Source organism: Burkholderia arboris, assembly GCF_902499125.1.
GTDB classification, from domain to species: Bacteria; Pseudomonadota; Gammaproteobacteria; order Burkholderiales; family Burkholderiaceae; genus Burkholderia; species Burkholderia arboris.
Genome location: NZ_CABVPX010000031.1, coordinates 22,856 through 46,343 on the forward strand (window position 1 = coordinate 22,856; position 23,488 = coordinate 46,343).

Consider the following 23,488-nt stretch of genomic DNA (forward strand, 5'->3'; position numbering starts at 1 on the left):
GCCCGGCCCGATCCGGGACAAGGAGACAGCATGTTGACAGCAACGCCTGCCCCGGCGGCGGGGACAGTCACGCGCAGCGAATTCACGCTGATCGTGGCGTCGTCGTTCGGGGCATTGCTCGAGTGGTACGACTTCTACATCTACGCGGCGCTCGCCGCGACGTTCAGTACGCTGTTCTTCCCGAGCGGCAATGCGACCGCGGCGTTCCTGGCCAGCCTCGCGACCTTCGGCGCGGGCTTCCTCGTGCGGCCGCTCGGTGCGCTGTTTTTCGGCCGTCTCGGCGATCGCATCGGCCGCAAGTACACGTTCATGGCCACGATTGTGCTGATGGGCGTCGCGACAGTCGGCGTCGGCCTGTTGCCGCCGTACGCGCACATCGGCGTGGCGGCGCCGGTGTTGCTGGTGGTGCTCCGGCTGCTGCAGGGTTTCGCGCTGGGCGGCGAGACCGGCGGCGCCGCGACCTACCTGGCCGAACATGCGCCGGACAGGCGCCGCGGGCTCTATACGAGCGCGTTGCAGACCACGGCGACGCTCGGCCTGCTGTCGTCGATCGCGGTGGTCGGCGCGACGCGCGCGCTGGCCGGGCACGATGCGTTCCAGGCATGGGGATGGCGCATCCCGTTCCTGGTCTCGCTGGTGCTGCTCGCGATATCCGTCTACCTGCGCACGCGCCTCGCCGAATCGCCGACGTTCCAGCGGATGAAGGAAACCGGCAAGCTGTCGAAGTCGCCGATCGGCGAAAGCTTCGGCACGTGGGCGAACCTGAAGTATGTGCTGGTGATGCTGTTCAGCACGGCGTCGGGTGTCGGCGTGGTGTTCGGCACCGGGCATTTCTACTCGATGTATTTCCTGCAGAACACGCTCAAGGTCGCGCCCGAGACCGTCAACCTGTATCTCGCGATCGCGCTGGTTGGCGCATTTCCGTTCTACCTGTTGTTCGGCTGGCTGTCCGACCGGATCGGGCGCAAGTGGATCATGGTCGCCGCCTGCGCGTTGCTGGCCACGACGACCGTGCCGATCTTCCACGCGCTGACGCACTATGCCAATCCGCAACTGGAGGCGTTCCAGGCGCGTACCGACGTCGTCGTGCATGCGGACGATTGCCACTTCTCGCTGTTCGGTGCGCCGCGCAGCGAGTGCGACCGCATTCGGGCCTTTCTGAGTGCGTCCGGCGTGTCCTACGAGCAGGCGGCGACGGCCGGGCGTCCGTACACGACGATCGGCGCCGTCAGGGTCGACGGTACCGACCCGGCCGCGCTGCGGCGCACGCTGCTCGCGGCTGGCTGGACCGATCGCGCCGACCCGGCGCGGATCAACGGCGTCGCGGTCGTGTTGCTGATGTGGCTGCTGATCTTCTACCTGACGATGGTGTACGGCCCGATGGCCGCGTTCATGGTCGAGCTGTTTCCCGCGCGTATCCGCTACACGTCGCTGTCGCTGCCGTTCCATCTCGGCTCGGGCTGGTTCGGCGGCATGCTGCCGTTCGTCGTGTCGGCGATGGCGGTCGCGCACGGCAATGTCTATTTCGGCCTCTGGTATCCGGTCTCGGTCGCGCTCGTCTCGGCCGTGGTCGGTGCCGCGTTCGTCCCGGAGACATTCCGGCGCGACGTATCGCACTGACGCGGCTGCTCGATGAAAAACAGGCGGCCCGCACAAGGACGGGCCGTCACGGTGGAGATCCTTTCAAGGAAACGACAATGCGTGCGTGGCAAGTGGCGGCGTGTGGAATGTGCACGGCGTGGTGGTCCGTGTCGGCGTGGGCCGATGCGTCGAGTGTTCAGCTCTGGGGTGTCGTCGATGCGGGCGTGACCGTCGTCAGCAACCAGAAGGGGCATCGCAACACGCTGATGGATACCGGTATCGCATCGCCCAATCTATGGGGATTGCGTGGCCAGGAGGATCTGGGCGGCGGCTATCGCGCGGTCTTCGAGCTGACCGACCAGTTCAATCTCGGCACCGGCGCGATCTTTCCGACCAACGGCGGCGGGCTGTTCGGCCGCACTGCCTACGTCGGGCTGGCGAGCGATCGTCTTGGCCGGCTCACGTTCGGCGAGCAGTACGACTTCATGATCGACAGCCTGCTGCGCCATGACAACTCGGTCGCGATTGCCGGCCTGTATGGTTTCCGGCAGGGCCCGTTCGCGGGCCTGGGCATTCCGAACAACGTGTCGGGCAGTTCGAACTTCGACCGGATGTCCGGAACGGCGATGCCCAATGCCGCGAAGTATGTGACGCCGACCTGGAACGGCCTGTCGGCCGGCGTGATGGCCGGGTTCGGCGGCGTTCCCGGTTCGATTGCGCAGCAGAGCGGGCAGAGCGCGGGCCTCAACTATGCAATCGGGGCGCTGTCGCTCGGCGCGGCCTACACGTACCAGCGCTATCCGCAGCTCGGCAGCGGCATGCGCGGCATCCGCAACGTCGGCGCGGGCGCGACGTATGCGCTTGGCGCGCTGACGTTCAACGTGCTGTACACGAATACGACGAACACCGCGAACGACGCGCGCATCGACGTCTATCAGGCTGGCGTGCGCTATCAGGTCGACGCGGCGCTGTCGATCGGTGGCGATTACGAATTGATGCGCGGCAACGGTGTGCTGCACGACGATCGCGCGCACCAGTTTTCGCTCGGTGCCCGCTATGCGCTGTCGAAGCGCACGGTGGCCTATGTGGAAACCGTGTACCAGCAGGTTGCCGGAGACGACCAGCCGAAGGCGTGGATCATGGCCGTGTCGAGCCCGTCGGGCAGCAACCGGCAGATGCTCGCGCGCGTGGGGATGCTGCACCGGTTCTGAACGGGCGACGAACCTGCCGCGATCAGTCGAAATGCTTGAGCGACGTGCGTCCGTACTGGTTGTTGCCTTCGACGAGCGCCATCATCATCCGGACGAACTCCGTGCGCTCCTTCGCGGACAGCGGCTCCATGAACCTGACCTGCGCCTCGCGCATGCTGTCGTACATCTCGTTCATGATGCGCGTGCCTTTCGCCGAAATGGTGGCCAGCTTCTGCCGGCCGTCGAGCGGGCTCGGTTCGCGTTTCACGAGCCCGCGCTCCTCCAGCCGCCGCAGCACGTCGGCCATCGTGGTGCGGTCGACGCCGACTTCGGCGCACAGCGACGTCTGGTCGAGGCCGGGGCGCTCGTTCAGCGTCGTCAGCAGCCCGTACTGGACCGGCGTGATGTCGAAGCCCTTGCAGCATTCGAAGAACAGCGCGATGTGAATCTGGTTCAGGCGGCGGATCAGGAAGCCCGGGCGTTGCCACAGATGGCCCGTTTCGAGGTCGGGTTCGGGCTTGGACGTCTTCTTGTTCGTAGCGGAAGTCATGACGGAACATCCAGAGGGGTCGTTCGATGGGGCCATTGTAGCCCGGCCGCTATCGGGCACGACGCGCCCGCTGGCCGTGACGGCCGTGATGTCAGGGTAACCCTGCTTGCAGCGGGAAAATTCTCGATATACAAAACAATATGTCAGTGTACTGATTAAATGATCGAAAACGATCCCGATCGATGGAGGCGATGCGGGAGGGTGGCAGCGTCGATGTTCCGATAGTAAGACAGACCCTGGCGATGCAGGACAGGAACCTTCCGGATGGTTGACCTGCATCCAATTCGTCAGTGAGCTGATTATAAAGATACCGAACGGAAGTGAACCTTTCAAGTGTTTGGAGATTGCAATGAATTCAACCCCCGTGCAACCCGGCGAGCTGTCGACGGATGTCCGTTCGCTATCGCGCAACGATGTCAAAACGCTCTTTCTGGCGTCGCTGGGCGGCGCGCTCGAATACTACGACTTCATCGTCGCGGTGTTTTTCACGAAGCTGCTCGCGACGGTGTTTTTTCCGCCGCATACGCCTGAATGGCTGGCGCAGCTCGAGGTCTTTTGCGTGTTCGCGGCAGGCTATCTCGTGCGTCCGATCGGCGGCATCTTCTTCGCGCATTTCGGCGACCGGATCGGGCGCAAGAAGATGTTCGCGCTGAGCCTGTTCCTGATGGCGTTTCCGACGCTGCTGATCGGCCTGTTGCCGGGCTACGCGACGCTCGGCATCGTCGCGCCGCTGCTGTTCCTGCTGTGCCGCGTGCTGCAGGGCCTGTCCGTGGGCGGCGAGGTGCCCGGCGCCTGGATCTTCTGTTCGGAGCATGTGCGGCGCGATCGCGTCGGGCTGGCCTGCGGGCTGCTGATGGCGGGCCTGTGCACGGGGATCCTGCTCGGTGCGCTGAGCGCCAGGTACCTGTCGTCGAACCTCGATCACGAGAGCCTGCTGGCATGGGGCTGGCGCATGCCGTTCATCGCCGGGGGGGTGTTCGGGCTCGTGTCCGTCTACCTGCGCCGCTATCTGCACGAGACGCCGGTGTTCGAGGCGCTGCGTGCAAAACGCGCGGCGGACGCCAGGCTGCCGCTGTCGATCGTGCTCGGGAATCATCGTGGCGCGATCGCCGTGTCGATGCTGGCGACCTGGGTGTTTTCCGGCGTCTTCGTGCTTTTTTTCCTGTTCACGCCGACCTATCTGCAGTCGCAGTTTCATCTCGATGCGAAGACGGTGTTCACGATGAATTCGTGGTCGATCCTGATGCTGATTCTCGGGAGCGTCGCTGCCGGCTGGGCGGCCGACGTGATCGGCGGAGGCCGCGCGTATGCGATCGGATGTGCCGGCATGCTCGCCGTGTGCGGCGCGTTCTACTGGACGCTGACGGCAGGCGGCGGCGTGTCGTGGCCGCTTTACGTGGCCGGCGGGTTCCTGATCGGGACCATTACGCTCGGGCCGTACATCATCGTCCGCAGTTTCCCGCCTGAAGTCCGCTTCACCGGGTTCGCACTTGCCTACAACACGGCCTATGCGTTGTTTGGCGGAACGGCGCCCGCCGTCGCGTCGTATTTCGTCGGCAAGCTGGGGATCGTTGCGGCGCCCGGCTACTACACGGTCGCCCTGTGCGTGCTTGGCATCGTCATCGGACTGTTCTGGAAAGCGCCGGTGTCACGCGACACGAGTCGTCCAGAATAGGATGCGCGCGCCGGTCACCGGCCTTGGGAGGCATCGGCGAGCGTCGTGAACGGCGTGCGGCCGTCGCGGCTCGCGAGCGTGACGCCGCGCGACGAGGCGTGCGTTTCCTGGGCGGTGCCGCAGGTTGCCGGCCGCGTGAAGTTTCCCGGCGGCCGGCCCTGCGCGGTTCAGTACCCCGATCCGTTGCCACCCTGGTCGGTGACGATCGCGACCCCCGAGCTCGTACCGAGCCGCGTCGCGCCGGCTTCGAGCATCGCGAGCGCGGCCGCGCGGTCGCGCACGCCGCCCGATGCCTTCACGCCCAGCACGGGGCCGACCGTGCGGCGCATCAGTGCGACATCCGCGAGCGTCGCGCCGCCGTGGCCGAACCCGGTCGATGTCTTCACGAACGCGACGCCGAGATCGCGGCACATCTCGCATACGCGGATTTTCTCGTCGTCGGTCAGCAGCCCCGTTTCGAGGATCACCTTGAGCGGCACCGCGCCGCATGCGCGATGTACGGCCGCGATGTCGGCCTTCACGTCGTCGGCGCGGCCGCTCTTGAGCGCGCCGATGTTGATCACCATGTCGATCTCGCCGGCGCCTGCGTCGATCGCGGCGGTGGCTTCGAATGCCTTCGCGGCAGACAGCCCGGCGCCGAGCGGAAAGCCGACGACCGAGCACACGAGCACACCGGTATCGGCCAGTTCGCGCGCGGCGAGCGGCACGTTCGCCGAATTCACGCAGACCGAGTAAAAGCGATGCTCGGCCGCCTGGCGGCAGAGTTCGCGGATCTGCGCGTCGCTCGCGTCGGGCGCGAGCAGCGTGTGATCGATGGTTTGGGCGAGCTGGGCGTTGGAAAGCGGCATGTGTCAGGACTCCACGGATCGTGTGCGGAAAGGGCACACGGAAAGTTGATGTTTTCACATCGGTTTGTTACAAATACGACATTCCGGCCGGGCCTGTGTGCCCGGCACGACACGCGACGGATGCGACGGGTACGCAGGATACTGGCATGGAAACGAAGAAGGGCGAACGGATCAAGACATTGATGAACGTGCTGCAAGGGCAGAACGCGATTCATCTGAAGGAAGTGGCCGAGCTGTTCGGTGTGTCCGAGATGACGATCCGCCGCGATCTCGCGGACAATCCGCACGGTCTCAGCCTGATCGGTGGCTACGTGACGCGCCATTTCGCCGCGCAGCGCAGCGATATCGGCGAGTACCTGATCAGTGCCGAGAACAACCGGCAGACCGAGGAAAAGCGCCGCATCGGCAAGCTGGCCGCGCAGTTCGTGACGACCGGCGACACGATCTTCGTCGACTGCGGCTCGACCACGCCGTTCATCGTCGACTTCATTCCGGACGATCTCGAATTCACGGCGGTCTGCAATTCGCTGAACGTGTTCGCGAAGCTGCAGCAGAAGCCGCATTGCAACGTGATCCTGTGCGGCGGCGCGTATCACCGCCAGAACATGGTGTTCGAATCGGTCGCCGAAACGGGCATCCTCGACTCGGTACGCGTGTCGAAGGCGTTCATCTCGGCGGCCGGCGTGAGCGATCGCTGCGGCGTCACGTGCTTCAACTTCCACGAAGTCGATGCGAAGAAAAAGGTGATGGCGCGTGCGCAGAACCGCTTCCTGCTCGTCGACCACACGAAGTTCGACGAAGTGCGCGCGGCCTATTTCGCCGAACTGACCGATTTCAACTACGTGATCTCCGACGGGCAACTGAGCCGCCGCTACGAAACGGCGATCCGCGAACACGGGATCGCGCTCGTGACCTGATGGCGCACGGACGTGCGTCGCGCTTTGCATCGCATCACGCATCGCGCGCTTCCGCCGCACTCAGGTAACCGGTGAGCACGTCGAAGCGGCGCGATGCGCCCGACGCGAGTGCGGCGACGTGGCCCTTGCGGCGTTCGGCTTCATAACCCTCGGGCTCGCAGGTCGACGGCAGCGCGAACGCGGCGACCTGCTGGTCCGCGTTGTGCAGGATCCAGCGCGTCGCATGCGGGAATTGCTCCGGGCGATAGGCGGTGTGGAACGCCCCGCCGTCCGGATGCGCGAGCCGGAAATGCGCGACGCCGTCGGCGTCCGTTTCCACGCCGTTCATGAAGAACACGATCTCGGGGTCGTACAGCGCGGGCGTATCGAGCGTCGCGAGCCGCTCGGGTTCGCGCGCGAGCGTGGCCGTGTAGTCGCGCCATGCCGCGGTCGGCTTCACGTGCGCGGGCACGCTGTCGCGCAGCCGCAAGCCGCCGCGCGACGGCGATTGCACGAAGCGGCCGCCCGGCACATACGCGTAGTTCAGGTGGGCCATGTACATCAGGTCCATCGGCGTGCCGCCGAGATTCGTTACGTCCATTGCGATCGTCATCTGCGCGTCGTGCTCTGCCAGCCGCACCGACGGACGCGCAACGTAGTGGCTGCCGAAGCCCTGCACGTACTCGTATTCGCCGGTCACTTCGACGCATGCGCCGCGCGCATCCGTGCCGACGACGAGGCTCGCGCGGTCCATCGGCGCACACGGCATCTCGCCGTGCAGCGCATGCGTGTCGTCCGGCCCCGGGCAGCCGTTGCGCAGCAGCCCACTGTGGAACATGAAGCAGCCGTAGGTATCGATGATCGATGCCGCCCGCTTCGGCTGGCGGAACATGTGCTGCATCGTCAGGTCGCGGCCATCAAATTGCGCGGCCCAGATCATCTGGCCGAGATACGGCAGCACGACGAGATGGCCTCGGCGGTTTTCGAGCTTCAGCGCTTCGACGCCGGACGGATACGCGAACGCGGTGACGGTGAAGCCGTTGGTGCGGTACAGCGTGCGCGGCGTCTCGCGGAAGTCGTCGCGCCGCAGTTCGATCTCGCCTCGCATGGTCATGCTCCCGACGTGTTGCGCGGTGCGGCGTAGCGTGCGGGCGCGCGGCTGTCGGCGGGCGCATCGGGCGTCGCGGCCGGCAGGTGGCGCAGGCAGTAGAAGCCGTAGTAGACGATCACGACGAAGCACGCGAGCGGCACGACGAACGCGAGCTGCATGTTGCCGCCGGTGTGGTCGGAGATCAGCCCCTGGATCAGCGGCACGACCGCGCCGCCGACGATGCTCATCACGAGGATCGAGCCGCCGTATTCGGTGTCCTTGCCGAGACCGTCGATCGTCAGGCCGTAGATCGTCGGCCAGCACGGGCCGAGGAACACGCTCACGCACACGGCGGCATAGACGGCCGTGATGTTGTGCACGCTGATCGTGTACGCGAGCAGCGCGATGCACAGGATGCCGTAGACGATCAGCACCTTGGCCGGGCCGACGCGTTTCATCACGAGCGTCGCGACCAGCTTGCCGACGAAGAACGCGAAGAACGTCGCGAGCAGATAGTGCGACGCGCCGCGCTCGGTGAGGCCGCCGATCTGCATCGCGAGCCGGATCGTGAAGCTCCACACGCCCACCTGCGCACCGACATACAGGAACTGCGCGACCACGCCCGCGACGAAGCGCCGGTTGCCGAACAGCCGTGCGAGCGTGCCGCGCGCGTCGATCCGGTGCGTGACCGCGCCGGGCCCGTTGCCCTTGCAGGCCGGGTAGGGCGTGAGCGCGAACACGATGAACACGGCGACGAGCACGGCGATCAGCCATTTGTACGGCTCGAGCGTGGCCTGGATCATCGCGAGCTGGTGCACGCGCGCTTCGGCGGCCGACATCGCCGCGAGCTGCGCATGCGACGCGTCGCCTTCCTTGAAGATCAGGAGACTGCCCATGTAGACGCCGGCCATCGCGCCGAACGGATAGAACGACTGCGAGATATTCAGCCGCCGCGTGCTGGTGTCGCGCGGGCCCATCAGCGTCGAATACGAGTTCGCCGCCGTTTCGAGGAACGACAGGCCCGCGGCAATCACGAACAGCGCGACGAGGAACATCCCGTATTTCGCCATCGACGCGGCCGGGAAGAACAGCAGGCAGCCGGTCGTGTAGAGCAGCAGGCCGACGAGGATCGTCGTCTTGTAGCTGAACTTCTTCACGACGGTCGCGGCCGGAATCGCGAGGAAGAAGTAGCCGAGATAGAACGCGGACTGCACGAATGCCGATTCGAAATCGGACAGGAAGAACGATTTCTTGAACTGTGCGATCAGCACGTCGTTCAGGTTCGCGGCGGTGCCCCACAGCGCGAACAGGCAGCACAGCAACGTGAATGCGAAGAGCGGCGTGCGGTTCAGGTAATAGCCGTCGGGTGTGTGTTCGATCCTGGCTCGGCTCATGGGTGTCTCCTTCCCAATGTCTCGTCGATGAAGGCGCCGATCAGAGGCCGGCGTCGTGGAGAAAGCGTTCGAACGTCGCGGCGTCCGCATACGACTTCTGCGTGCCGAGGCCCGTGACCGAATGCGCGGCATACGCGGACGCGTAGCGCATCGCGTCGACGGCATCGCGCGACCTGGCGTAGCAGCGCGCGAAGCAGCCGATGTATGCATCGCCGGCGCCCGTCGTATCGCGCGCGTCGACCGGGACGCCCGGCACGTGCCGGGCGCCGTCGTGCGAGACGAGCAGCGAGCCTTGGTCGCCGAGCGTGACGAGCACATGCTTCAGCCCGCGCGCGACCAGCGCTTCGGCGGCACGGGCCGCGCTCTCGCGCGAATCGACCGGCATGCCCGACACGATCGCGAGCTCGGTTTCGTTCGGCACGAAGAATTCGACGGAGCGGATCCGTTCGAAATCGAGGTCGGCCACGGCGGGCGCGGGGTTCAGCAGCACCGGGATGCCGTGCCGCGCGCCGAATTCGATCGCGTGATAGACGGTGTCGAGTTCGATCTCGAGCTGCAGCACGATCAGTGCGCAGTCGGCGAGCGCCGGCGCGGCCGCGTCGATGTCGGCCGGCTGCAGATGGCGGTTCGCGCCCTTGACGATCAGGATGCTGTTGCTCGAATCGGGCTCGACGAAGATCGGCGCGACGCCGCTCGGCACGCCGGCGACCTTGCGTACGTGCGTGGTGTCGATCCCTTCGCGCGCGAAGTTGCGGATCGTGTTGTCGGCGAACACGTCGTCGCCGACCTTCGTGACCATCACGACGCGTGCGCCGAGGCGGGCGGCCGCGACGGCCTGGTTCGCGCCCTTGCCGCCGCAGCCGAGCTCAAAGTTCGGCGCCTCAAGCGTTTCGCCCCGGGCGGGCATGCGGTCGACGTAGGTCACGAGGTCGACCATGTTGCTGCCGATGACGGCGATTGTCTCCATCTGCGTCTCTTCCTTGGTATGGGGTGCGCCGCGCGCGTGGTCGGCGGCGGCTTGCGACAGGTGATAATAAAATCACATTAAATGTGAGAATGCAATCTCCTGATGTTATTGGGGTCACTTTTCACGGGGTATGTGTGGCCGGAATCGTGGTATCGGTGATCTTGTTATCGGATGTCGTACAAGGACGAAATGCAGCTTCCGCCTTTGATGGCGGGGTGCTGCTTCCGGGAAGTCGCGTGATACGAGGGCGCGCGCCGGGTCACCGGGCGTGCACGGCGGGCTTAGCCAGGAAGGCGGCGGCGATGCGGGCGCGTCCGTCAGGCGGGCGTGGCGCTTATGCGTACGCGCGGATCAGCGTATCGAGATTGCGTTGCGCGAGCGGTGCGAGCGGCGCGAATTCCGCCGATCGAAACAGCGGGGTCTGCGCGCGCAGATGTTCGAGCGCCTGCTTGCGGCCCGCGCGGAAAATGGCCGATGGCGCATCGGGATCCTGCGCCCATTCGCGGGCGATCGCGCGATCGTATTCGCGCAGCCGGCCGGGCGCGGCCGCGAGGATCGCGAGATCGGCATCGAGAAAAATCAGCCCCGCGCGCTGCAATGCCGGCGTGGACGCGAGGCTGTCGGGCAGCCGGTGCGATTTCGTTGCAAGCACGAATGCATGCGCGGCGGCGACATGCGATACATGCGCTTCCAACCACGCTGCGTCGCATCGCGCGTTCGTGACCTGGACGAGCCATTGCGCGCTGCGCGCTTCGTTTTCCGCATAGTCCGGCAGTGTCGTCGCGTAGACGACATCGTGTGCCCAGACGGCGAGTTCGATCGCCGGCCACAGCGGTTCCGCGCGATACGGCGCGAGATGACCGAACAGTTCGGCCAGGTGCGAGAGCGTGTGGTAGAAGCGCTGCGACTCGCCATAGGCACGCTCGACGAGCGGCCAGACGGCGGCCGTGCCGAAGCAGGCGTCGCAGGACGCGCGCAGCGTGCGGGCGAGGTCGGGGGCGAGGTCGTTCATGGCGGCGATCGGCTTGGGCGGGCGATGCGTGCAGCTTACCGTGCGTGGCGCAAGTGCGTGCCCGAAACGCGGTATTTTCGGGCGAACGTACAGTCAAGCGGGCGAGATGAGGAAAATGCCCGCTCATCGAGCGGGCATGTGAAGTGGTGGCGCGGGACCGTACCGCAGAATCCCTTCCAAGCCGAAAAGCCCGGCGCCCTGTTTTCTTTCACCTAGCGTCGATCGGCGATGACGTGAGCGTACTCAGGCCCGGCGAGACGCTGCACGAAGTGCAGTGGGGCGGGTGGGAGCGCGATGCGCGAAAGCGCCGCCCTGATCGCCCGCGTCACACGTTGATCACGCCGCGCCCGATTTCGATCACGCGCCCGCCGACGCGGATGTCACCCGTAGCGCCGACCGTCAGCCGCAGTCGGCAAGGCCGGCCGACGGCATCGCCCTGCTCGACCTGAAACGCGGCAGGCAGATCGCGTCCGGCGGCAAGCAACCAGCCACCCAGGTTCGCGCAGGCCGACCCGGTGCCCGGATCCTCCGACACGCCGCCGCCTTGCTTCACGAAGAAATAGCGGGACACAACCGTCCCCGGGCGCTCGGCGTCGAATGCGAACACATACGCGGTCCTGCGGCCGAGACTGCTCTGAGGCCAGATGTCGAGGCGGGCGCTGTCAGGCCGCGCGCGCCGCACGGCGGCGGGGTCCTTGAGCGCGACCAGCAACTGGTCTGCACCCGTGTCGACCCAGATCGGCGGCGCGAGCAGATCGTTCTCGGCGAGGCCCAGCAGCGCCGCCGTCTGCGCATCGGTCAACTGGCACGGTGCCGTTTTCGGCATGCCTGCATGCGGCGCGGTGAACGTCCACACGTCGTCGTGCGCCTGGACGTCGACAACCCCCGCCTTGAATTCGAGCGCGAGCGTGTCGCCTGCTTTCTGCAGGTCGCGCACGACATGCGCGGTACCGAGCGTCGGATGGCCCGCAAAGGCCATTTCATAGCCCGGCGTGAAGATGCGTACGCGCGCATGCGCACGCTCCGACGGCAGCACGAAGGTCGTCTCCGATAGGTTGAACTGCACGGCCAGCGCCTGCATGGTCGCATCGTCCATGCCGCGCGCATCGTCGAATACGCACAGCGGGTTGCCGCCGAACGTCGATTCGGCGAAGACATTCAGCAGGCGGAAGGCATACGGGGTCATGTGAATCTCGCGTGGATGAAGCGATTGCCCGGCTTCGAAACAGGAGTGATCGGCTGTCCACAGCCGCGTGATCGATGCATGGGGTGGTCATGCAGTACGCCATTGTGCCCGCAACATGCGATGAAGGGGGCGGCGTACCTGCGATCCGGTTTTCATGCATCATCGGGTTGCTTCGATGCGTCGAAGGCGATCCGGTCGAGGCATTCAACCATCCGCAACGATGGCGGATATTTTTTGCGCCGAAGCAGACGGCCGCGCTCGAACGCGTGTCATTTGCGATCGCATCCGGATGCGGATTCATCGGTTTTACGATAACGACGCCGTGCCCGTGCAACACGTGTCGGGTTCGGTGTCGCTCAGCGCTTGCAGATTCAAGCATGCAGGAAGGAGGAGACATGAAATCCGACAGCGGCGTCCCGAACGCCGATTCGCGGCAGGGCGCGCTGGACGCAATCGTGCGCGGTGTGGAAGGCTTCCGGATTCCCGCCGCAACGGACTGGTCGACGGCGAAGCACTCCCTCGCGGACAACGACGGCCAGTGGAAATTCTCCGCGGTCCTGGTCGCGATCGTCACGCGGCGCGAGCCGACGATCCTGCTGACCAAGCGATCGTCGGGGCTCAGCGAATACTCGTCGCACGTGAGTTTTCCGGGCGGGCGTCCGGCGGAGTCGGATGCCGGCATCGGCGCAACGGCGCTGCGCGAAGCGTTCGAGGAAATCGGCCTCGATCCCGGCGCGGTGCAGGTCGTCGGGTCCATGCCGATTCACAAGACCCGCAAGCGCCACCACGCGATTTTTCCGGTGATCGGCCTCGTGCCGGAAGCCGCCGCATGGGAAGCCGCACCGGCCGAAGTCGAGGAGATCTTCGAGTTTCCGTTCTCCGCGCTGCTGAACCCGGATCTGCCGCGGCAATACAGCGACGGCGAACGTGCCGGTGGCTGGTATTGGGCCGACCAGCCGCAGGACATCTGGGGCGTGACCGCATTCATCCTGAAGTCGCTGGCCGGTCTCGTGCTCGACACCGCGCACGGCGAGCAGGCCCGTCCCGGCTAGGTGCATGCATCGGGCGTCGGGCTCGCAAAGGCCGCGCATGCAGACGGCGGAAACTTACGTCGCCAGCGTGGTGCGCTTCGACCGGCGGCGCGGCCAGACGCGCTTGCACAACGACGGGCGTCGTGCGGGTTCCGCGAACAGATGGCGCGTGTCGCCCCAGGTCGAGGCCGTGTTGGCGATTCTGCTTGAAACCGGCGCCAACGTGCTTGCACAACGCGCGTCCCTGATCGCGATGCCGACGAGCACGGGACGATGCCGCTGGTTCGCTAGCGCAGCGCCAGATCCAGCGGCATCATCGCCGGCCCGACGGCGGCCAGCAGGCGATCCTTCGATACGCCGTCGCGGGACTGGACGGAAATGCCATGCAACTGCACGGCGTAAAAATCGGCCAATGCGCCGACATCGGTGCCAGGCTTGAGCTGGCCCTGGGCCAGCGCTTCTCGCAGGCGCTCGAGGATCGATTGCGTCCGGGCTCGGCGATGTTCGGTCAGCCACGCCATGACGCCTTCGTTGCTGGCCGAGTAGTTCGTGGCGGATGAGACCACCATGCAACCATGAGGGCGGCCGCGCCTGGTATAGGTGGCTATCGCCTCATGCAGCATCGTCTCGATGGCCACGCGGACATTCGTTTCCCGGAGCGCGCGGTCGGCGAAACCGCCGTCGCTTTGCTCGTAGAGCGCCACGGCTTCCTGGAACAGGGCCTCCTTGCTGCCAAAGGCGGCGTAGATGCGTGCGGAGGCGATGCCCATGACTTCGACCAGGTCGGACATCGACGTGCCTTCGTAGCCGCGTCGCCAAAACACCAGCATCGCCTGTTTCAAGGCCGTGTCGCGATCAAATTCCCTCGGTCTTCCTGCCATTGCCTCTCTCGTCTGCCGATCCGTCGTTGCGCCGATTTTATCGCGTGCCGTGTTGACACGGGATATTCCCATGTCCTATTCTTTGTCGATCAACAAAGAATAGGACATGCACATGCGTACCCTCAAAGGGCCCAGCCTCCATCTTGCGCAGTTCGCTGCCGACGTCGCACCTTTCGACAACTTGCCGAACATCGCGCAATGGGCTGCCGGCCTTGGTTTCAAGGCGTTGCAGATTCCCGCCTGGGAGCGGCGCTTGTTCGATGTGGAGACCGCGGCGCACAGCCAGGACTACTGCGACGAAGTGAAGGGCATGCTGGCCGGGCACGGCCTGGAGATCAGCGAGTTGACGACGCATATCTTCGGGCAACTGGTGGCGGTGCATCCGGCGTACGACGCGATGTGCGACAACTTCGTCCCGGCGCCCTTGCGCGGCAATCCGGCCAGGCGCACGGCATGGGCGCTGGAGCGACTCGAGCTGGCGGCACGCGCGTCACGCCGCCTGGGGCTCACCGAGATGGGCACCTTCTCGGGCTCGTTGGCATGGCCCTACCTGTTTCCGTTTCCGCAACGGCCCGCGGGCCTGATCGAGGCGGCCTTCGATGAACTGGCGCGCCGCTGGCGCCCGATTCTCGATGTCTGCGACGACAACGGCGTCAACCTGTGTTACGAGATCCACCCCAGCGAAGATCTGCATGACGGCGTCTCGTTCGAACGATTCCACGCGTTGGTCGACCAGCACGCGCGTTGCAAGATCCTGTTCGATCCCAGCCATTTCGTGATGCAGCAGCTGGACTATCTGGCCTACATCGACATCTACCGCGAACACATCCGCATGTTCCATGTGAAGGACGCGGAATTCCAGCCTTCGGGGCGGCAAGGCGTCTATGGCGGCTACAGTTCATGGCTCGATCGTGCGGGTCGTTTCCGTTCGCTTGGCGACGGTCAAGTCGATTTCAAGGCGATCTTTTCCAAGCTCGCGCAGTACGACTACCCGGGCTGGGCGGTCCTGGAGTGGGAGTGTTGCCTGAAGAACCAGGAGGATGGCGCACGCGAAGGCGTGGCGTTCATCAACGACCACACGATCCGCGTGACGGAGCGCGCGTTCGACGATTTCGCCGGTGCCGCGGTCGATGCACGGCAAATCCACACCATGCTCGGCCTGGCGTGAGCCGCTCCCACATCACTACGGAAAATCAAATGTCCGCTCAACTTCTGTCTCCGTCGGCCGGCTTCGAAGGCTTTACGCATCAATACATCCGCATCGACGGCCAGCGAATCCATTGCGTCATCGCCGGCACGGGCGCTCCCGTCCTGCTGATTCCCGGGTGGCCGCAGACCTGGTACGCGTGGCGCCACGTCATGCGCGCACTCGAAGAACGGGGCTTCATGGCCATTGCGGTCGACCCGCCGGGCACCGGCTATTCCGACCGGCCTCACGAGGGTTACGACACGGGGCACACGGCCGCGATCATGCATCGTGTGATGGTGGAACTCGGCTTCGACGCGTACCAGGTGGCAGGCCACGATGTCGGGATGTGGGTGGCCTATGCGCTGGCCAGCGACCGGCCCGAGGCCGTGACGGCGCTGGTCCTGACCGAGGCGGTGATCCCCGGGCTGGCGCCCGCGCCTTCGATCTTCGCGCCACCGGAAGAAAACATCTTCCTGTGGCATTTCATGTTCAACCAGCTGGCCGACCTGCCCGAAACGCTGATTGCGGGGCGTGAGCGGGCCTATCTGGAGTTCATGTTCGACCGCTGGTCGTTCCGGCGCGACCGCGTGGCCGTCGAGGTCTACGTCGATGCCTATTCATCGCCGGGTGGCCTGCGGGGTGGTTTCTCCTACTATCGCGCGATACCGGAGACGATTCGCCAGAATCAGGCGCGGGCGACGCGCAAGCTGACGATGCCGGTGCTCGCCATCGGCGCGGAACACGCCACCCGCGACGCGCCGCTGGTTACCATGCGCGACAACGTGACCGACTTGCAGGGCGCGATCGTGCCCGACTGCGGCCACTTCGTGATGGAGGAGGCGCCCGAGGTGTTTATCGGGCACCTGCTCCCGTTCCTGGAACGGAGCCGCTGAGATGCCGGTCGACGCGAACATTGCAGCGTTGCTGGCACAACTGGCCGTGGGCGAACCACCTTCGTCCCTGACCGAGTTGCGGGAGGCCACGGATGGCGCGCTGCGGGCGTGGCATGGGCCATTGGAATCGATCAGCCGCATGGAAACCCTTGAGGTGCCGACGCGCTGCGGGCGACAGATACGCGTGCGTGCCTATTGGCCGCACGACATCGGGGATGGCGGGTTACCGCAACCGGCCATCGTTTATGCGCATGGTGGCGGGTGGTGCCTGGGTACGCTCGAGCTCTACGACAATCCTTGCCGCGCGTTGGCCAACGCGACGCGGTGCGTCGTGCTGTCGGTCGATTACCGGCTTGCGCCCGAGCATCCGTTCCCGGGGCCGCTGGAGGACTTCTGCGATGCGCTTGCCTGGGTGTGCCGACACGCGGGCAACCTCGGGCTCGACCCCGGGCGCATCGCCGTCGGCGGCGACAGTGCCGGGGGCAACCTCGCGGCGGCGGCGTGTCTGGTAGCCCGCGAGCAAGGTGGCCCTGCCATCGCGCATCAGCTGTTGCTGTATCCGCCGCTCGATGCGTCGATGGACACGGTGTCCTATGGCACTTACGGGCAGGGCTACTATCTGACCAAAGAGGTCATGCAGTACTGCTACGCAATGTACCTGGACGATCCGGCCGACGGACGATCGCCTTACGTGTCGCCGCTGCGTGCGCGATCGCACGAGGGGTTGCCGCCCGTCACGTTGCTCGTGTGTGAATTCGATCCGTTGCGCGACGAAGCGGAAGCGTACGCGAAGCGTTTGCGGCATGCCAAGGTGCCGGTCAATCTGCGTGTGCTGCCCGGAATGGTCCATGGCTGCATTCACATGGGCGGCGTGACGCCGGCCGCGCGTCAAGTGTTCGAGCAGGTCGGAGCGGAGATGCGCCGCGTCTTCCGATAGCGATCCGGTTGCGCGTGGTTTCGATGCGCAGCGCCGATGGACGGGATGGACCCGTTCGTGTGCGCGACTGCATCCGGCATGCCCGCGGCATCCACATCGATGTCGATTGTCCGGCCATGCCGGCCGATGTCATCGCCCGGGTTGGTCCGTGCTTTCCGGGTGATGGCGGCATGCCCGCGCAACGCGCGGTCATGGCCGATCGGTGCAAGGAGGGCATGCATGGGGGCGGTGCGGACCGGCCGGCATCGTGCATGTGCCGCTCGCGGTTCCCGCGTCAATGCGACGACACGAACACCGCATCCTCGAACGGCTCCGGAATCGCGAAGCTCTCGCGCATGCGCTGCGTCTCCTTCGCGGGCGTCAGGCCGAACAGGCGCTTGAATTCCCGGCTGAACTGCGACGGGCTCGTATAGCCGACCGCATAGCCGGCCGCCTCCGCCGTCAGGTCCTGACGCACCATCAACAGCCGTGCCTGATGCAGGCGCGTCGACTTCAGGTACTGCATCGGCGACACCTGCGTGATCGCCTTGAAGTGACTGTGAAAGCTCGGCACGCTCATGCCGGCTTCGCCGGCCAGTTGCGATACGTCGAGCGGCTGCGCGTAGTCGGCATGGATCAGGCGCAACGACCGGCCGATCCGGCCGAACTGCCCGCGCATCGCGAGCGCACTGCGCATCGCGCTGCCCTGCGCGCCGGTGAGCACGCGGAAATACAGCTCGCGCAGCAGCGCCGGGCCGAGCACCGCGGCATCGAGCGGCCGGTGCATCGCCTCGACGAACCGCAGTACCGACGCGTGCATCGCTGCGTCCATCGGCGTCGACATCATGCTCCTCGGCGCCTGCACGGGTTCCGCGCTGCCTTCGCGGTCGATCTGCGCGGCGAGTTCGGCGGCCAGCGTGAAATCGAGGTGCAGGTACAGCGCGAGCAGCGGGCGCTCGGGCGTGGCGTCGGTTTCCATGCTGAACGGGACGGGCACGGCGACGGCCAGGTAATGGTGCTCGTCATACCGATAGCGCTCGCCGCCGAAGTAGCCGCGCTTGGATCCCTGGCACACGATCACGATACCCGGGTCGTACAGCACCGGCGTGCGCGACAGCGCGCGGTTCGAGCGCAGGATGCGCACGCTCGGCAGCGCCGTCAGGTTGTAGCCTTCGTCGGGCGCCAGCGCGCGCAGCAGCGTGACCAGGCGCTTCCGGTCGCGCGGCGGCAGCGACGGAGGTCGGGCGGAGGTGGGGGCCGTGCTCATAGTTTTGTGCAAGAAAATCAGCGGAATCGGGCTTAATCGACATCGATCGTCAGACTAGTATGCATGCTTCAATCGACATTCGGGAGAAGCACACATGGCATCAGGCAACATCATGCTCATCACGGGCGTCAGCAGCGGCTTCGGTCGCGCGCTGGCACAGGAGGCGCTGGCGGCCGGTCACACGGTGGTCGGCACGGTGCGAAGCGCGCAGGCGGCGCGGGAATTCGAGGCGCTGTCCGCGCAGGCGGCGGTTGCACGCGTGCTCGACGTGACCGACTTCGAGCGCATCGACGGCGTCGTCGCGGACATCGAGGCGAACGTCGGGCCGGTCGACGTGCTGGTGAACAACGCGGGCTACGGGCACGAGGGGATCATGGAGGAAGCGCCGCTCGCGGAGATGCGCCGGCAGTTCGACGTGAACGTATTCGGCGCGGTCGCGATGATGAAGGCGGTCGTGCCGTTCATGCGCGAGCGTCGGCGCGGCCGCATCCTGAACATCACGTCGATGGGCGGTCACGTCACGATGCCGGGCATCGCCTACTACTGCGGCAGCAAATTCGCACTGGAGGGCATTTCCGAAACGCTCGGCAAGGAGCTCGCGCCGTTCGGCGTGGCCGTGACGGCCGTTGCGCCGGGTTCGTTCCGCACCGACTGGGCCGGCCGCTCGATGGCGCGCACGCCACGCTCGATCGCCGACTACGACGCACTGTTCGACCCGATCCGCCAGGCGCGCGAGGACAAGAGCGGCAAGCAGTTGGGCGACCCCGCGAAGGCCGCGCGGGCGATGCTCGCCGTCATGGCAGCCGAACACCCGCCCGCGCACCTGTTGCTCGGCAGCGATGCGCTGCGGCTGGTGCGGAACAAACTGTCGGCACTGGACGACGAAATCCGCGCGTGGGAGGCCGTGACGGTTTCGACGGACGGCTGACGCGCGCGGTGCGCAACGCAACGGCGCCGTTCATTTCCTGTCGGCGGATGATCGGCCCGCGTGGCCTGTCATGGCATCGGGATTTCACATTAATGTCCGATAATGGCTGCCGGCGAGTGCGCCATGTTCATTCACCTCACAGGAGTCATCGCGATGCCATACGTCACCACGAAGGATCACGTCGAGATCTTTTACAAGGACTGGGGCCCGAAGGACGCGCAGCCCATCATGTTCCACCATGGCTGGCCGCTGTCCGGCGACGACTGGGATGCGCAGATGCTCTTCTTCGTCCAGAAGGGTTATCGCGTGATCGCGCACGATCGGCGCGGCCACGGTCGCTCGGCGCAAGTCTCGGACGGCCACGACATGGATCATTACGCTGCGGACGCGTTCGCCGTCGTCGAAGCGCTCGACCTGCGCAATGCGGTGCACATCGGTCACTCGACGGGCGGCGGTGAGGTGGCCCGCTACGTCGCGAAGCATGGCGAGCCGGCCGGTCGCGTCGCGAAGGCCGTGCTGGTCAGCGCGGTGCCGCCGCTGATGTTGAAAACCGCGTCGAATCCCGACGGCTTGCCGCTCGAAGTGTTCGACGGCTTCCGGAAGGCGCTCGCCGACAATCGTGCGCAGTTCTTCCTCGACGTGCCGAGCGGCCCGTTCTACGGTTTCAACCGGGAAGGGGCAACCGTGCATCAGGGCGTGATCCGCAACTGGTGGCGCCAGGGCATGGAAGGCAGCGCGAAGGCGCATTACGAAGGCATCAAGGCGTTCTCGGAAACGGACCAGACCGACGACCTGAAGTCGATCTCCGTCCCGACGCTCGTGCTGCACGGCGAGGACGACCAGATCGTGCCGATCGCGGATTCCGCGCTGAAGTCGGTCAAGCTGCTGAAGAACGGCACGCTCAAGACCTACCCGGGTTATTCGCACGGCATGCTGACGGTCAACGCGGACGTGCTGAACGCCGACCTGCTGGCGTTCGTGCAGGCGTAACGATGTTGGGCGCATGCCTGCGTCGGCGGGCTGCGCCGTGACCGGCGGCAGGCGATCCGCCGGCCCCGTTGAAAGGGGCGGCGCGATCGCCAGGTTTCAGCCCATCCCGTTGAAGCGAACACCCGGATGCGCGAGGCGCGGCATCCGGCCTGCCAGAAACGTATGCAGTTCGCGCACCTGCGCAGCCTTGCCGGAATCCTCGGGCCAGACGAGGTAATACGCGTCACCGGTGCTGACGGCCGTCTTGAACGGCAGCGCGAGCTGCTTCTCGTCGATCGCCTTCGCGCACAGCGCGAGGTCGCCGATCGAAATCCCGTGGCCGGCGATCGCCGCCGCGATCCCCTGTTCGAGCATGTCGAACACCTGCCCGCGCGTGATGTCCACATCCAGATCGTGACCGCTGCCCTTGAGCCAGCGGCGCCAGTCGCGCCGGTCGGGCGACGGGTGGATCAGCTCGCACGCGGAAGGGTTCGCGCGCACGACCGTCGCGGTCGCGCGCGAGCACACCGGAATCAGCCATTCGTCGAACAGCTTCACGCAGTGCGTGCTTTCGCCGAACCTGCCGGTGCCGAGCAGGATCGCGCAATCGTAGGACTCGCTGAAAAAATCGACGGTATCGACATCCATCCACACGCTCGCGATCTGCACTTCGAACGCCGGCTGCGTGGCGCGAAAGGCGGCGAGCGCGTCGAGCAGCCAGCGCATCGTGAGCGTCGACGGCGCCTTGACCCGCAGCACGTCGCGCTGCGTCTGGAACAGCATGCAGGCTTCCTCGACCTGCCGGAACCCGCGCCTCAGGCCCGATGCGAAGATGTGCGCTTCCGCCGTCACGGTCATCCTGGGCCCGCGCCGGACGAACAGCTTCCGGCCGAAATAGGCCTCGAGCGTCTTCACGTGCTTGCTGACCGCGCTTTGCGTCAGGCTCAGCTCCTCGGCGGCGAGCGTGAACGAGCCGGTGCGTGCGGCGCTCTCGAACGCGCGCAGCGCATAGACGGGGGGAAGCGATTTGGCCTTCATGGGTTTTGAATATGAATAAAACTCATGTCATCAGACAGGATTTTCCGTTTTTCACCGGCAGCCCGGACGCGCGATACTGGCTGAAACCGTGCCGTCCGAGACGTCGAGCCTCCATGATGCCACCGTGATGGGCACGCCTCCCGAATCGTCGATCAACTTTTATTCATGTCACTCCATTACCCGCTGCTGTTCGCCTATCTCGCCGCGATCGTGCTGCTCATCGCGACCCCCGGCCCGGTCGTCATGCTCGTGACGGGTACCGTCGCGCGGCGCGGCTTCCGCCAGGGCGTGCTGACCGCGGTGGGCGCGAATGCCGCGAGCCTCGTGATGATCGCGGGCGCGATGCTGATGGTGTTCGGCGTCGTGATGGTCAGCGATCGCCTGCTCGCCGGGCTGCATGTCGCGGGATGCGTATTCATCGCGGTGCTGGCGATCCGGACGCTGCTCGGCGAATGGCGCGCCGGTCACGACGCGGCGGCAGGCGCACCGGTGCCGCAGCCACGGGGGTTGCCCGGTATCGTGCGCGGCTTCCTCGTCGGCATCGCGAACCCGAAGGACCTGCTGTTCTTCGTCGCGTTCTTTCCGCAGTTCGTCGGCATCACGCCGGACTCGCGCGTGAGCCTGGCGATCCTGGCCGCGTTGTGGATCGCAGTCGATTTCACGATCCTGACCGGCTACATGGCCGCGATCAACCATCCGTCGATTCACCGGAAGCAGCGATGGATCTCGGCGTCGTCGGCGCTCGCGCTGCTCGCAATTGCGCTCGCCGGGCTCGGCAGCACGATCGTGGGCGCCGTGTAGCGCTTCGGCGATCTGCGTTACGCTTCACGTGCCCCGGATTTTTTCCTCGAGTTCAATCATGTCCAGTTCCGCTACCGCTTTTTCCGAACACCTCTTTTCGTACGGCACGCTGCAACTCGAACAGGTGCAGCTCGCCACCTTCGGCCGCAAGCTCGACGGTCGCGAGGACGCGATGCCCGGCTACGCGATGACGATGCTGAAGATCGACGATCCGGAAGTGGTCGCGACGAGCGGGAAGACCCATCACCCGGTGGTGGCCTATACCGGCCAGTCCGGCGATCGCGTGACCGGCACCGTGTTTGCGATCACGCGCGAGGAACTGCGGCACGCGGACGACTACGAAGTCGACGCGTATCGGCGCGACCGCGTCGTGCTCGAGTCGGGAGTTGCGGCGTGGGTGTACGTGGACGCGAGCTCGCCGCGCCCGGGCTGACCCGGGCGCGCGGGCGGGATCGCCCTCGCCGTGTGGCCGCCCGCTACCGGTTGCGCAGGAACACGACGTAGCCGCGGAACCACGGATTCGATGCGAGGTAGGGCGGCGCGTCCCACTCGCCGCCCTGGATCACGCCGATGCGAAACGGCAGCTGCAGCCGCGCGACACGCGGCAGGTAGGCCGCGTAGTTGGGGATCGTGCTGCGGCCCTGGTAGGTCTGCACGACCACCTCGTCGACGATCCCCTTGAGCTGGTTGACCTGGCCGGTATCGATGCGGCTGCTCCAGTCGAGCAGCCCCGTGATGCTCAGCCGGCAATCGGCGGGCAAGGTCTCGCGCAGCGTCCGCAGGAATTCGAGGTAATCCTGCAGGTGGCGCGTACGCGCATCGAAGTCGATCTGGATGCCGGCGATCGTGCGGCCGGACGCACGCCAGCGCTCGAGCTGCGCGAGCATGATCTGCGTGACGCGCGGCGTCCAGCGCAGCGTATGCGCACGATAGACGAGCCACACGCGCGCATCGGGCGCGGGCGGCAGCGCGACGCCCTGCGCGATCACGCGTACCTGCGACTCGTCAAGCGGCGACGCCTCGATCTGCCCTTGCAGCACGTAGACGGTGCGCGCGCCGTGCACGATCGCCTGCGGCTTCACGCCCGCCCACAGCCAGAATGCGTCGTACTGCGCAGCGTCGACGGTGCCGGCCAGCGCGGCGCGCGCGGCCAGCAGCAGCGCGATGCACGCGATGCGCTTCATGC

The 23,488-nt window shown here is 65.9% G+C and carries 23 protein-coding genes; 12 read left to right on the forward strand and 11 right to left on the reverse strand.

The window, feature by feature from the left end; genetic code table 11:
• Positions 1–30: 30 nt before the first annotated feature.
• On the forward strand, positions 31–1,620 hold the full coding sequence (locus BLA15945_RS29345; protein ID WP_174994038.1) for an MFS transporter: 1,590 nt from the start codon (positions 31–33) through the stop codon (positions 1,618–1,620).
• Positions 1,621–1,727: 107 nt separating this feature from the next.
• Entirely contained in the window at positions 1,728–2,792 is a 1,065-nt protein-coding gene (locus BLA15945_RS29350) for a porin (protein WP_233464334.1), read from the forward strand.
• A 22-nt stretch (positions 2,793–2,814) separates the two neighbouring features.
• Here the strand turns inward: BLA15945_RS29350 and BLA15945_RS29355 are convergent, their stop codons facing one another.
• A complete protein-coding gene (locus BLA15945_RS29355; RefSeq protein WP_174994040.1) occupies positions 2,815–3,321 on the reverse strand; it encodes a MarR family winged helix-turn-helix transcriptional regulator in 507 nt (168 codons plus the stop codon).
• Between the two features lie 349 nt (positions 3,322–3,670).
• Here BLA15945_RS29355 and BLA15945_RS29360 point away from each other — a divergent pair, with 349 nt between their 5' ends.
• Positions 3,671–4,996 carry an MFS transporter gene (locus tag BLA15945_RS29360; RefSeq protein ID WP_174994084.1) on the forward strand — a complete coding sequence of 442 codons (1,326 nt, stop codon included), beginning with the start codon at positions 3,671–3,673 and terminating at the stop codon, positions 4,994–4,996.
• Positions 4,997–5,163: 167 nt separating this feature from the next.
• Here the strand turns inward: BLA15945_RS29360 and deoC are convergent, their stop codons facing one another.
• A complete protein-coding gene (deoC, locus tag BLA15945_RS29365) occupies positions 5,164–5,844 on the reverse strand; it encodes a deoxyribose-phosphate aldolase (RefSeq protein ID WP_059242177.1) in 681 nt (226 codons plus the stop codon).
• Positions 5,845–5,990: 146 nt separating this feature from the next.
• On the opposite strand from deoC, the gene deoR reads away from it, so the two are divergent.
• On the forward strand, positions 5,991–6,761 hold the full coding sequence (deoR, locus tag BLA15945_RS29370) for a DNA-binding transcriptional repressor DeoR (RefSeq protein WP_059242175.1): 771 nt from the start codon (positions 5,991–5,993) through the stop codon (positions 6,759–6,761).
• 34 nt (positions 6,762–6,795) lie between these two features.
• Here deoR and BLA15945_RS29375 read toward each other — a convergent pair whose 3' ends face one another.
• From BLA15945_RS29375 to BLA15945_RS29395, 5 genes are all read right to left on the reverse strand, one after another.
• Entirely contained in the window at positions 6,796–7,848 is a 1,053-nt protein-coding gene (locus BLA15945_RS29375; RefSeq protein ID WP_174994041.1) for an aldose 1-epimerase family protein, read from the reverse strand.
• A 2-nt stretch (positions 7,849–7,850) separates the two neighbouring features.
• Complete coding sequence (fucP, locus tag BLA15945_RS29380) at positions 7,851–9,224, reverse strand: L-fucose:H+ symporter permease (RefSeq protein WP_174994042.1); 1,374 nt, start codon at positions 9,222–9,224, stop codon at positions 7,851–7,853.
• A gap of 40 nt (positions 9,225–9,264) precedes the next feature.
• Positions 9,265–10,191, reverse strand: a complete 927-nt coding sequence (rbsK, locus tag BLA15945_RS29385; RefSeq protein WP_174994043.1) for a ribokinase — start codon at positions 10,189–10,191, stop codon at positions 9,265–9,267.
• Between the two features lie 334 nt (positions 10,192–10,525).
• Positions 10,526–11,203 (reverse strand): hypothetical protein, encoded by a 678-nt coding sequence (locus BLA15945_RS29390; RefSeq protein ID WP_174994044.1) that lies wholly within the window; start codon positions 11,201–11,203, stop codon positions 10,526–10,528.
• 325 nt (positions 11,204–11,528) lie between these two features.
• Positions 11,529–12,389 carry a PhzF family phenazine biosynthesis protein gene (locus BLA15945_RS29395; RefSeq protein ID WP_174994045.1) on the reverse strand — a complete coding sequence of 287 codons (861 nt, stop codon included), beginning with the start codon at positions 12,387–12,389 and terminating at the stop codon, positions 11,529–11,531.
• A 395-nt stretch (positions 12,390–12,784) separates the two neighbouring features.
• Here BLA15945_RS29395 and BLA15945_RS29400 point away from each other — a divergent pair, with 395 nt between their 5' ends.
• Positions 12,785–13,441: an NUDIX hydrolase gene (locus BLA15945_RS29400; protein WP_233464335.1), complete on the forward strand. Its 657-nt coding sequence runs from the start codon at positions 12,785–12,787 to the stop codon at positions 13,439–13,441.
• 266 nt (positions 13,442–13,707) lie between these two features.
• Here the strand turns inward: BLA15945_RS29400 and BLA15945_RS29405 are convergent, their stop codons facing one another.
• Positions 13,708–14,301 carry a TetR/AcrR family transcriptional regulator gene (locus BLA15945_RS29405; protein WP_174994047.1) on the reverse strand — a complete coding sequence of 198 codons (594 nt, stop codon included), beginning with the start codon at positions 14,299–14,301 and terminating at the stop codon, positions 13,708–13,710.
• A gap of 112 nt (positions 14,302–14,413) precedes the next feature.
• Between BLA15945_RS29405 and BLA15945_RS29410 the strand changes: the two genes are divergently transcribed.
• From BLA15945_RS29410 to BLA15945_RS29420, 3 genes are read left to right on the forward strand one after another with little or no spacing between them, the layout of a single operon-like run.
• On the forward strand, positions 14,414–15,469 hold the full coding sequence (locus tag BLA15945_RS29410) for a sugar phosphate isomerase/epimerase family protein (RefSeq protein WP_174994048.1): 1,056 nt from the start codon (positions 14,414–14,416) through the stop codon (positions 15,467–15,469).
• Between the two features lie 29 nt (positions 15,470–15,498).
• Positions 15,499–16,383 (forward strand): alpha/beta fold hydrolase, encoded by an 885-nt coding sequence (locus BLA15945_RS29415; protein WP_174994049.1) that lies wholly within the window; start codon positions 15,499–15,501, stop codon positions 16,381–16,383.
• A gap of 1 nt (position 16,384) precedes the next feature.
• On the forward strand, positions 16,385–17,320 hold the full coding sequence (locus BLA15945_RS29420) for an alpha/beta hydrolase (protein WP_174994050.1): 936 nt from the start codon (positions 16,385–16,387) through the stop codon (positions 17,318–17,320).
• Between the two features lie 274 nt (positions 17,321–17,594).
• Here BLA15945_RS29420 and BLA15945_RS29425 read toward each other — a convergent pair whose 3' ends face one another.
• Positions 17,595–18,566 (reverse strand): AraC family transcriptional regulator, encoded by a 972-nt coding sequence (locus BLA15945_RS29425; RefSeq protein WP_174994051.1) that lies wholly within the window; start codon positions 18,564–18,566, stop codon positions 17,595–17,597.
• A gap of 94 nt (positions 18,567–18,660) precedes the next feature.
• Here BLA15945_RS29425 and BLA15945_RS29430 point away from each other — a divergent pair, with 94 nt between their 5' ends.
• Entirely contained in the window at positions 18,661–19,494 is an 834-nt protein-coding gene (locus BLA15945_RS29430) for an oxidoreductase (RefSeq protein WP_174994052.1), read from the forward strand.
• A gap of 153 nt (positions 19,495–19,647) precedes the next feature.
• Positions 19,648–20,484, forward strand: a complete 837-nt coding sequence (locus BLA15945_RS29435) for an alpha/beta fold hydrolase (protein ID WP_174994053.1) — start codon at positions 19,648–19,650, stop codon at positions 20,482–20,484.
• Between the two features lie 96 nt (positions 20,485–20,580).
• Here the strand turns inward: BLA15945_RS29435 and BLA15945_RS29440 are convergent, their stop codons facing one another.
• Positions 20,581–21,501, reverse strand: a complete 921-nt coding sequence (locus tag BLA15945_RS29440; RefSeq protein WP_174994054.1) for a LysR substrate-binding domain-containing protein — start codon at positions 21,499–21,501, stop codon at positions 20,581–20,583.
• Between the two features lie 165 nt (positions 21,502–21,666).
• On the opposite strand from BLA15945_RS29440, the gene BLA15945_RS29445 reads away from it, so the two are divergent.
• Together BLA15945_RS29445 and BLA15945_RS29450 are read left to right on the forward strand one after the other, a co-directional pair.
• Positions 21,667–22,302 (forward strand): LysE family translocator, encoded by a 636-nt coding sequence (locus tag BLA15945_RS29445; protein WP_174994055.1) that lies wholly within the window; start codon positions 21,667–21,669, stop codon positions 22,300–22,302.
• Between the two features lie 58 nt (positions 22,303–22,360).
• Positions 22,361–22,735: a gamma-glutamylcyclotransferase family protein gene (locus BLA15945_RS29450; protein ID WP_059242147.1), complete on the forward strand. Its 375-nt coding sequence runs from the start codon at positions 22,361–22,363 to the stop codon at positions 22,733–22,735.
• A gap of 43 nt (positions 22,736–22,778) precedes the next feature.
• Here the strand turns inward: BLA15945_RS29450 and BLA15945_RS29455 are convergent, their stop codons facing one another.
• Positions 22,779–23,486: a DUF3142 domain-containing protein gene (locus BLA15945_RS29455; protein ID WP_174994056.1), complete on the reverse strand. Its 708-nt coding sequence runs from the start codon at positions 23,484–23,486 to the stop codon at positions 22,779–22,781.
• Between the last annotated feature and the right edge of the window lie 2 nt (positions 23,487–23,488).

What these genes read in the sequence shown, in the direction of transcription:
- BLA15945_RS29420 (WP_174994050.1), top strand. Translation starts at nt 16,385, where the DNA reads ATGCCGGTCGACGCGAACATTGCAGCGTTGCTGGCACAACTGGCCGTG.
- BLA15945_RS29400 (WP_233464335.1), top strand. Translation starts at nt 12,785, where the DNA reads ATGAAATCCGACAGCGGCGTCCCGAACGCCGATTCGCGGCAGGGCGCG.
- BLA15945_RS29395 (WP_174994045.1), bottom strand. Translation starts at nt 12,389, where the DNA reads ATGACCCCGTATGCCTTCCGCCTGCTGAATGTCTTCGCCGAATCGACG.
- BLA15945_RS29450 (WP_059242147.1), top strand. Translation starts at nt 22,361, where the DNA reads ATGTCCAGTTCCGCTACCGCTTTTTCCGAACACCTCTTTTCGTACGGC.
- deoR (WP_059242175.1), top strand. Translation starts at nt 5,991, where the DNA reads ATGGAAACGAAGAAGGGCGAACGGATCAAGACATTGATGAACGTGCTG.
- BLA15945_RS29445 (WP_174994055.1), top strand. Translation starts at nt 21,667, where the DNA reads ATGTCACTCCATTACCCGCTGCTGTTCGCCTATCTCGCCGCGATCGTG.
- BLA15945_RS29355 (WP_174994040.1), bottom strand. Translation starts at nt 3,321, where the DNA reads ATGACTTCCGCTACGAACAAGAAGACGTCCAAGCCCGAACCCGACCTC.
- BLA15945_RS29455 (WP_174994056.1), bottom strand. Translation starts at nt 23,486, where the DNA reads ATGAAGCGCATCGCGTGCATCGCGCTGCTGCTGGCCGCGCGCGCCGCG.
- deoC (WP_059242177.1), bottom strand. Translation starts at nt 5,844, where the DNA reads ATGCCGCTTTCCAACGCCCAGCTCGCCCAAACCATCGATCACACGCTG.
- BLA15945_RS29440 (WP_174994054.1), bottom strand. Translation starts at nt 21,501, where the DNA reads ATGAAGGCCAAATCGCTTCCCCCCGTCTATGCGCTGCGCGCGTTCGAG.
- BLA15945_RS29345 (WP_174994038.1), top strand. Translation starts at nt 31, where the DNA reads ATGTTGACAGCAACGCCTGCCCCGGCGGCGGGGACAGTCACGCGCAGC.
- fucP (WP_174994042.1), bottom strand. Translation starts at nt 9,224, where the DNA reads ATGAGCCGAGCCAGGATCGAACACACACCCGACGGCTATTACCTGAAC.
- BLA15945_RS29430 (WP_174994052.1), top strand. Translation starts at nt 18,661, where the DNA reads ATGGCATCAGGCAACATCATGCTCATCACGGGCGTCAGCAGCGGCTTC.
- BLA15945_RS29435 (WP_174994053.1), top strand. Translation starts at nt 19,648, where the DNA reads ATGCCATACGTCACCACGAAGGATCACGTCGAGATCTTTTACAAGGAC.
- BLA15945_RS29405 (WP_174994047.1), bottom strand. Translation starts at nt 14,301, where the DNA reads ATGGCAGGAAGACCGAGGGAATTTGATCGCGACACGGCCTTGAAACAG.
- BLA15945_RS29375 (WP_174994041.1), bottom strand. Translation starts at nt 7,848, where the DNA reads ATGCGAGGCGAGATCGAACTGCGGCGCGACGACTTCCGCGAGACGCCG.
- BLA15945_RS29410 (WP_174994048.1), top strand. Translation starts at nt 14,414, where the DNA reads ATGCGTACCCTCAAAGGGCCCAGCCTCCATCTTGCGCAGTTCGCTGCC.
- BLA15945_RS29425 (WP_174994051.1), bottom strand. Translation starts at nt 18,566, where the DNA reads ATGAGCACGGCCCCCACCTCCGCCCGACCTCCGTCGCTGCCGCCGCGC.
- BLA15945_RS29350 (WP_233464334.1), top strand. Translation starts at nt 1,728, where the DNA reads ATGTGCACGGCGTGGTGGTCCGTGTCGGCGTGGGCCGATGCGTCGAGT.
- rbsK (WP_174994043.1), bottom strand. Translation starts at nt 10,191, where the DNA reads ATGGAGACAATCGCCGTCATCGGCAGCAACATGGTCGACCTCGTGACC.
- BLA15945_RS29415 (WP_174994049.1), top strand. Translation starts at nt 15,499, where the DNA reads ATGTCCGCTCAACTTCTGTCTCCGTCGGCCGGCTTCGAAGGCTTTACG.
- BLA15945_RS29390 (WP_174994044.1), bottom strand. Translation starts at nt 11,203, where the DNA reads ATGAACGACCTCGCCCCCGACCTCGCCCGCACGCTGCGCGCGTCCTGC.
- BLA15945_RS29360 (WP_174994084.1), top strand. Translation starts at nt 3,671, where the DNA reads ATGAATTCAACCCCCGTGCAACCCGGCGAGCTGTCGACGGATGTCCGT.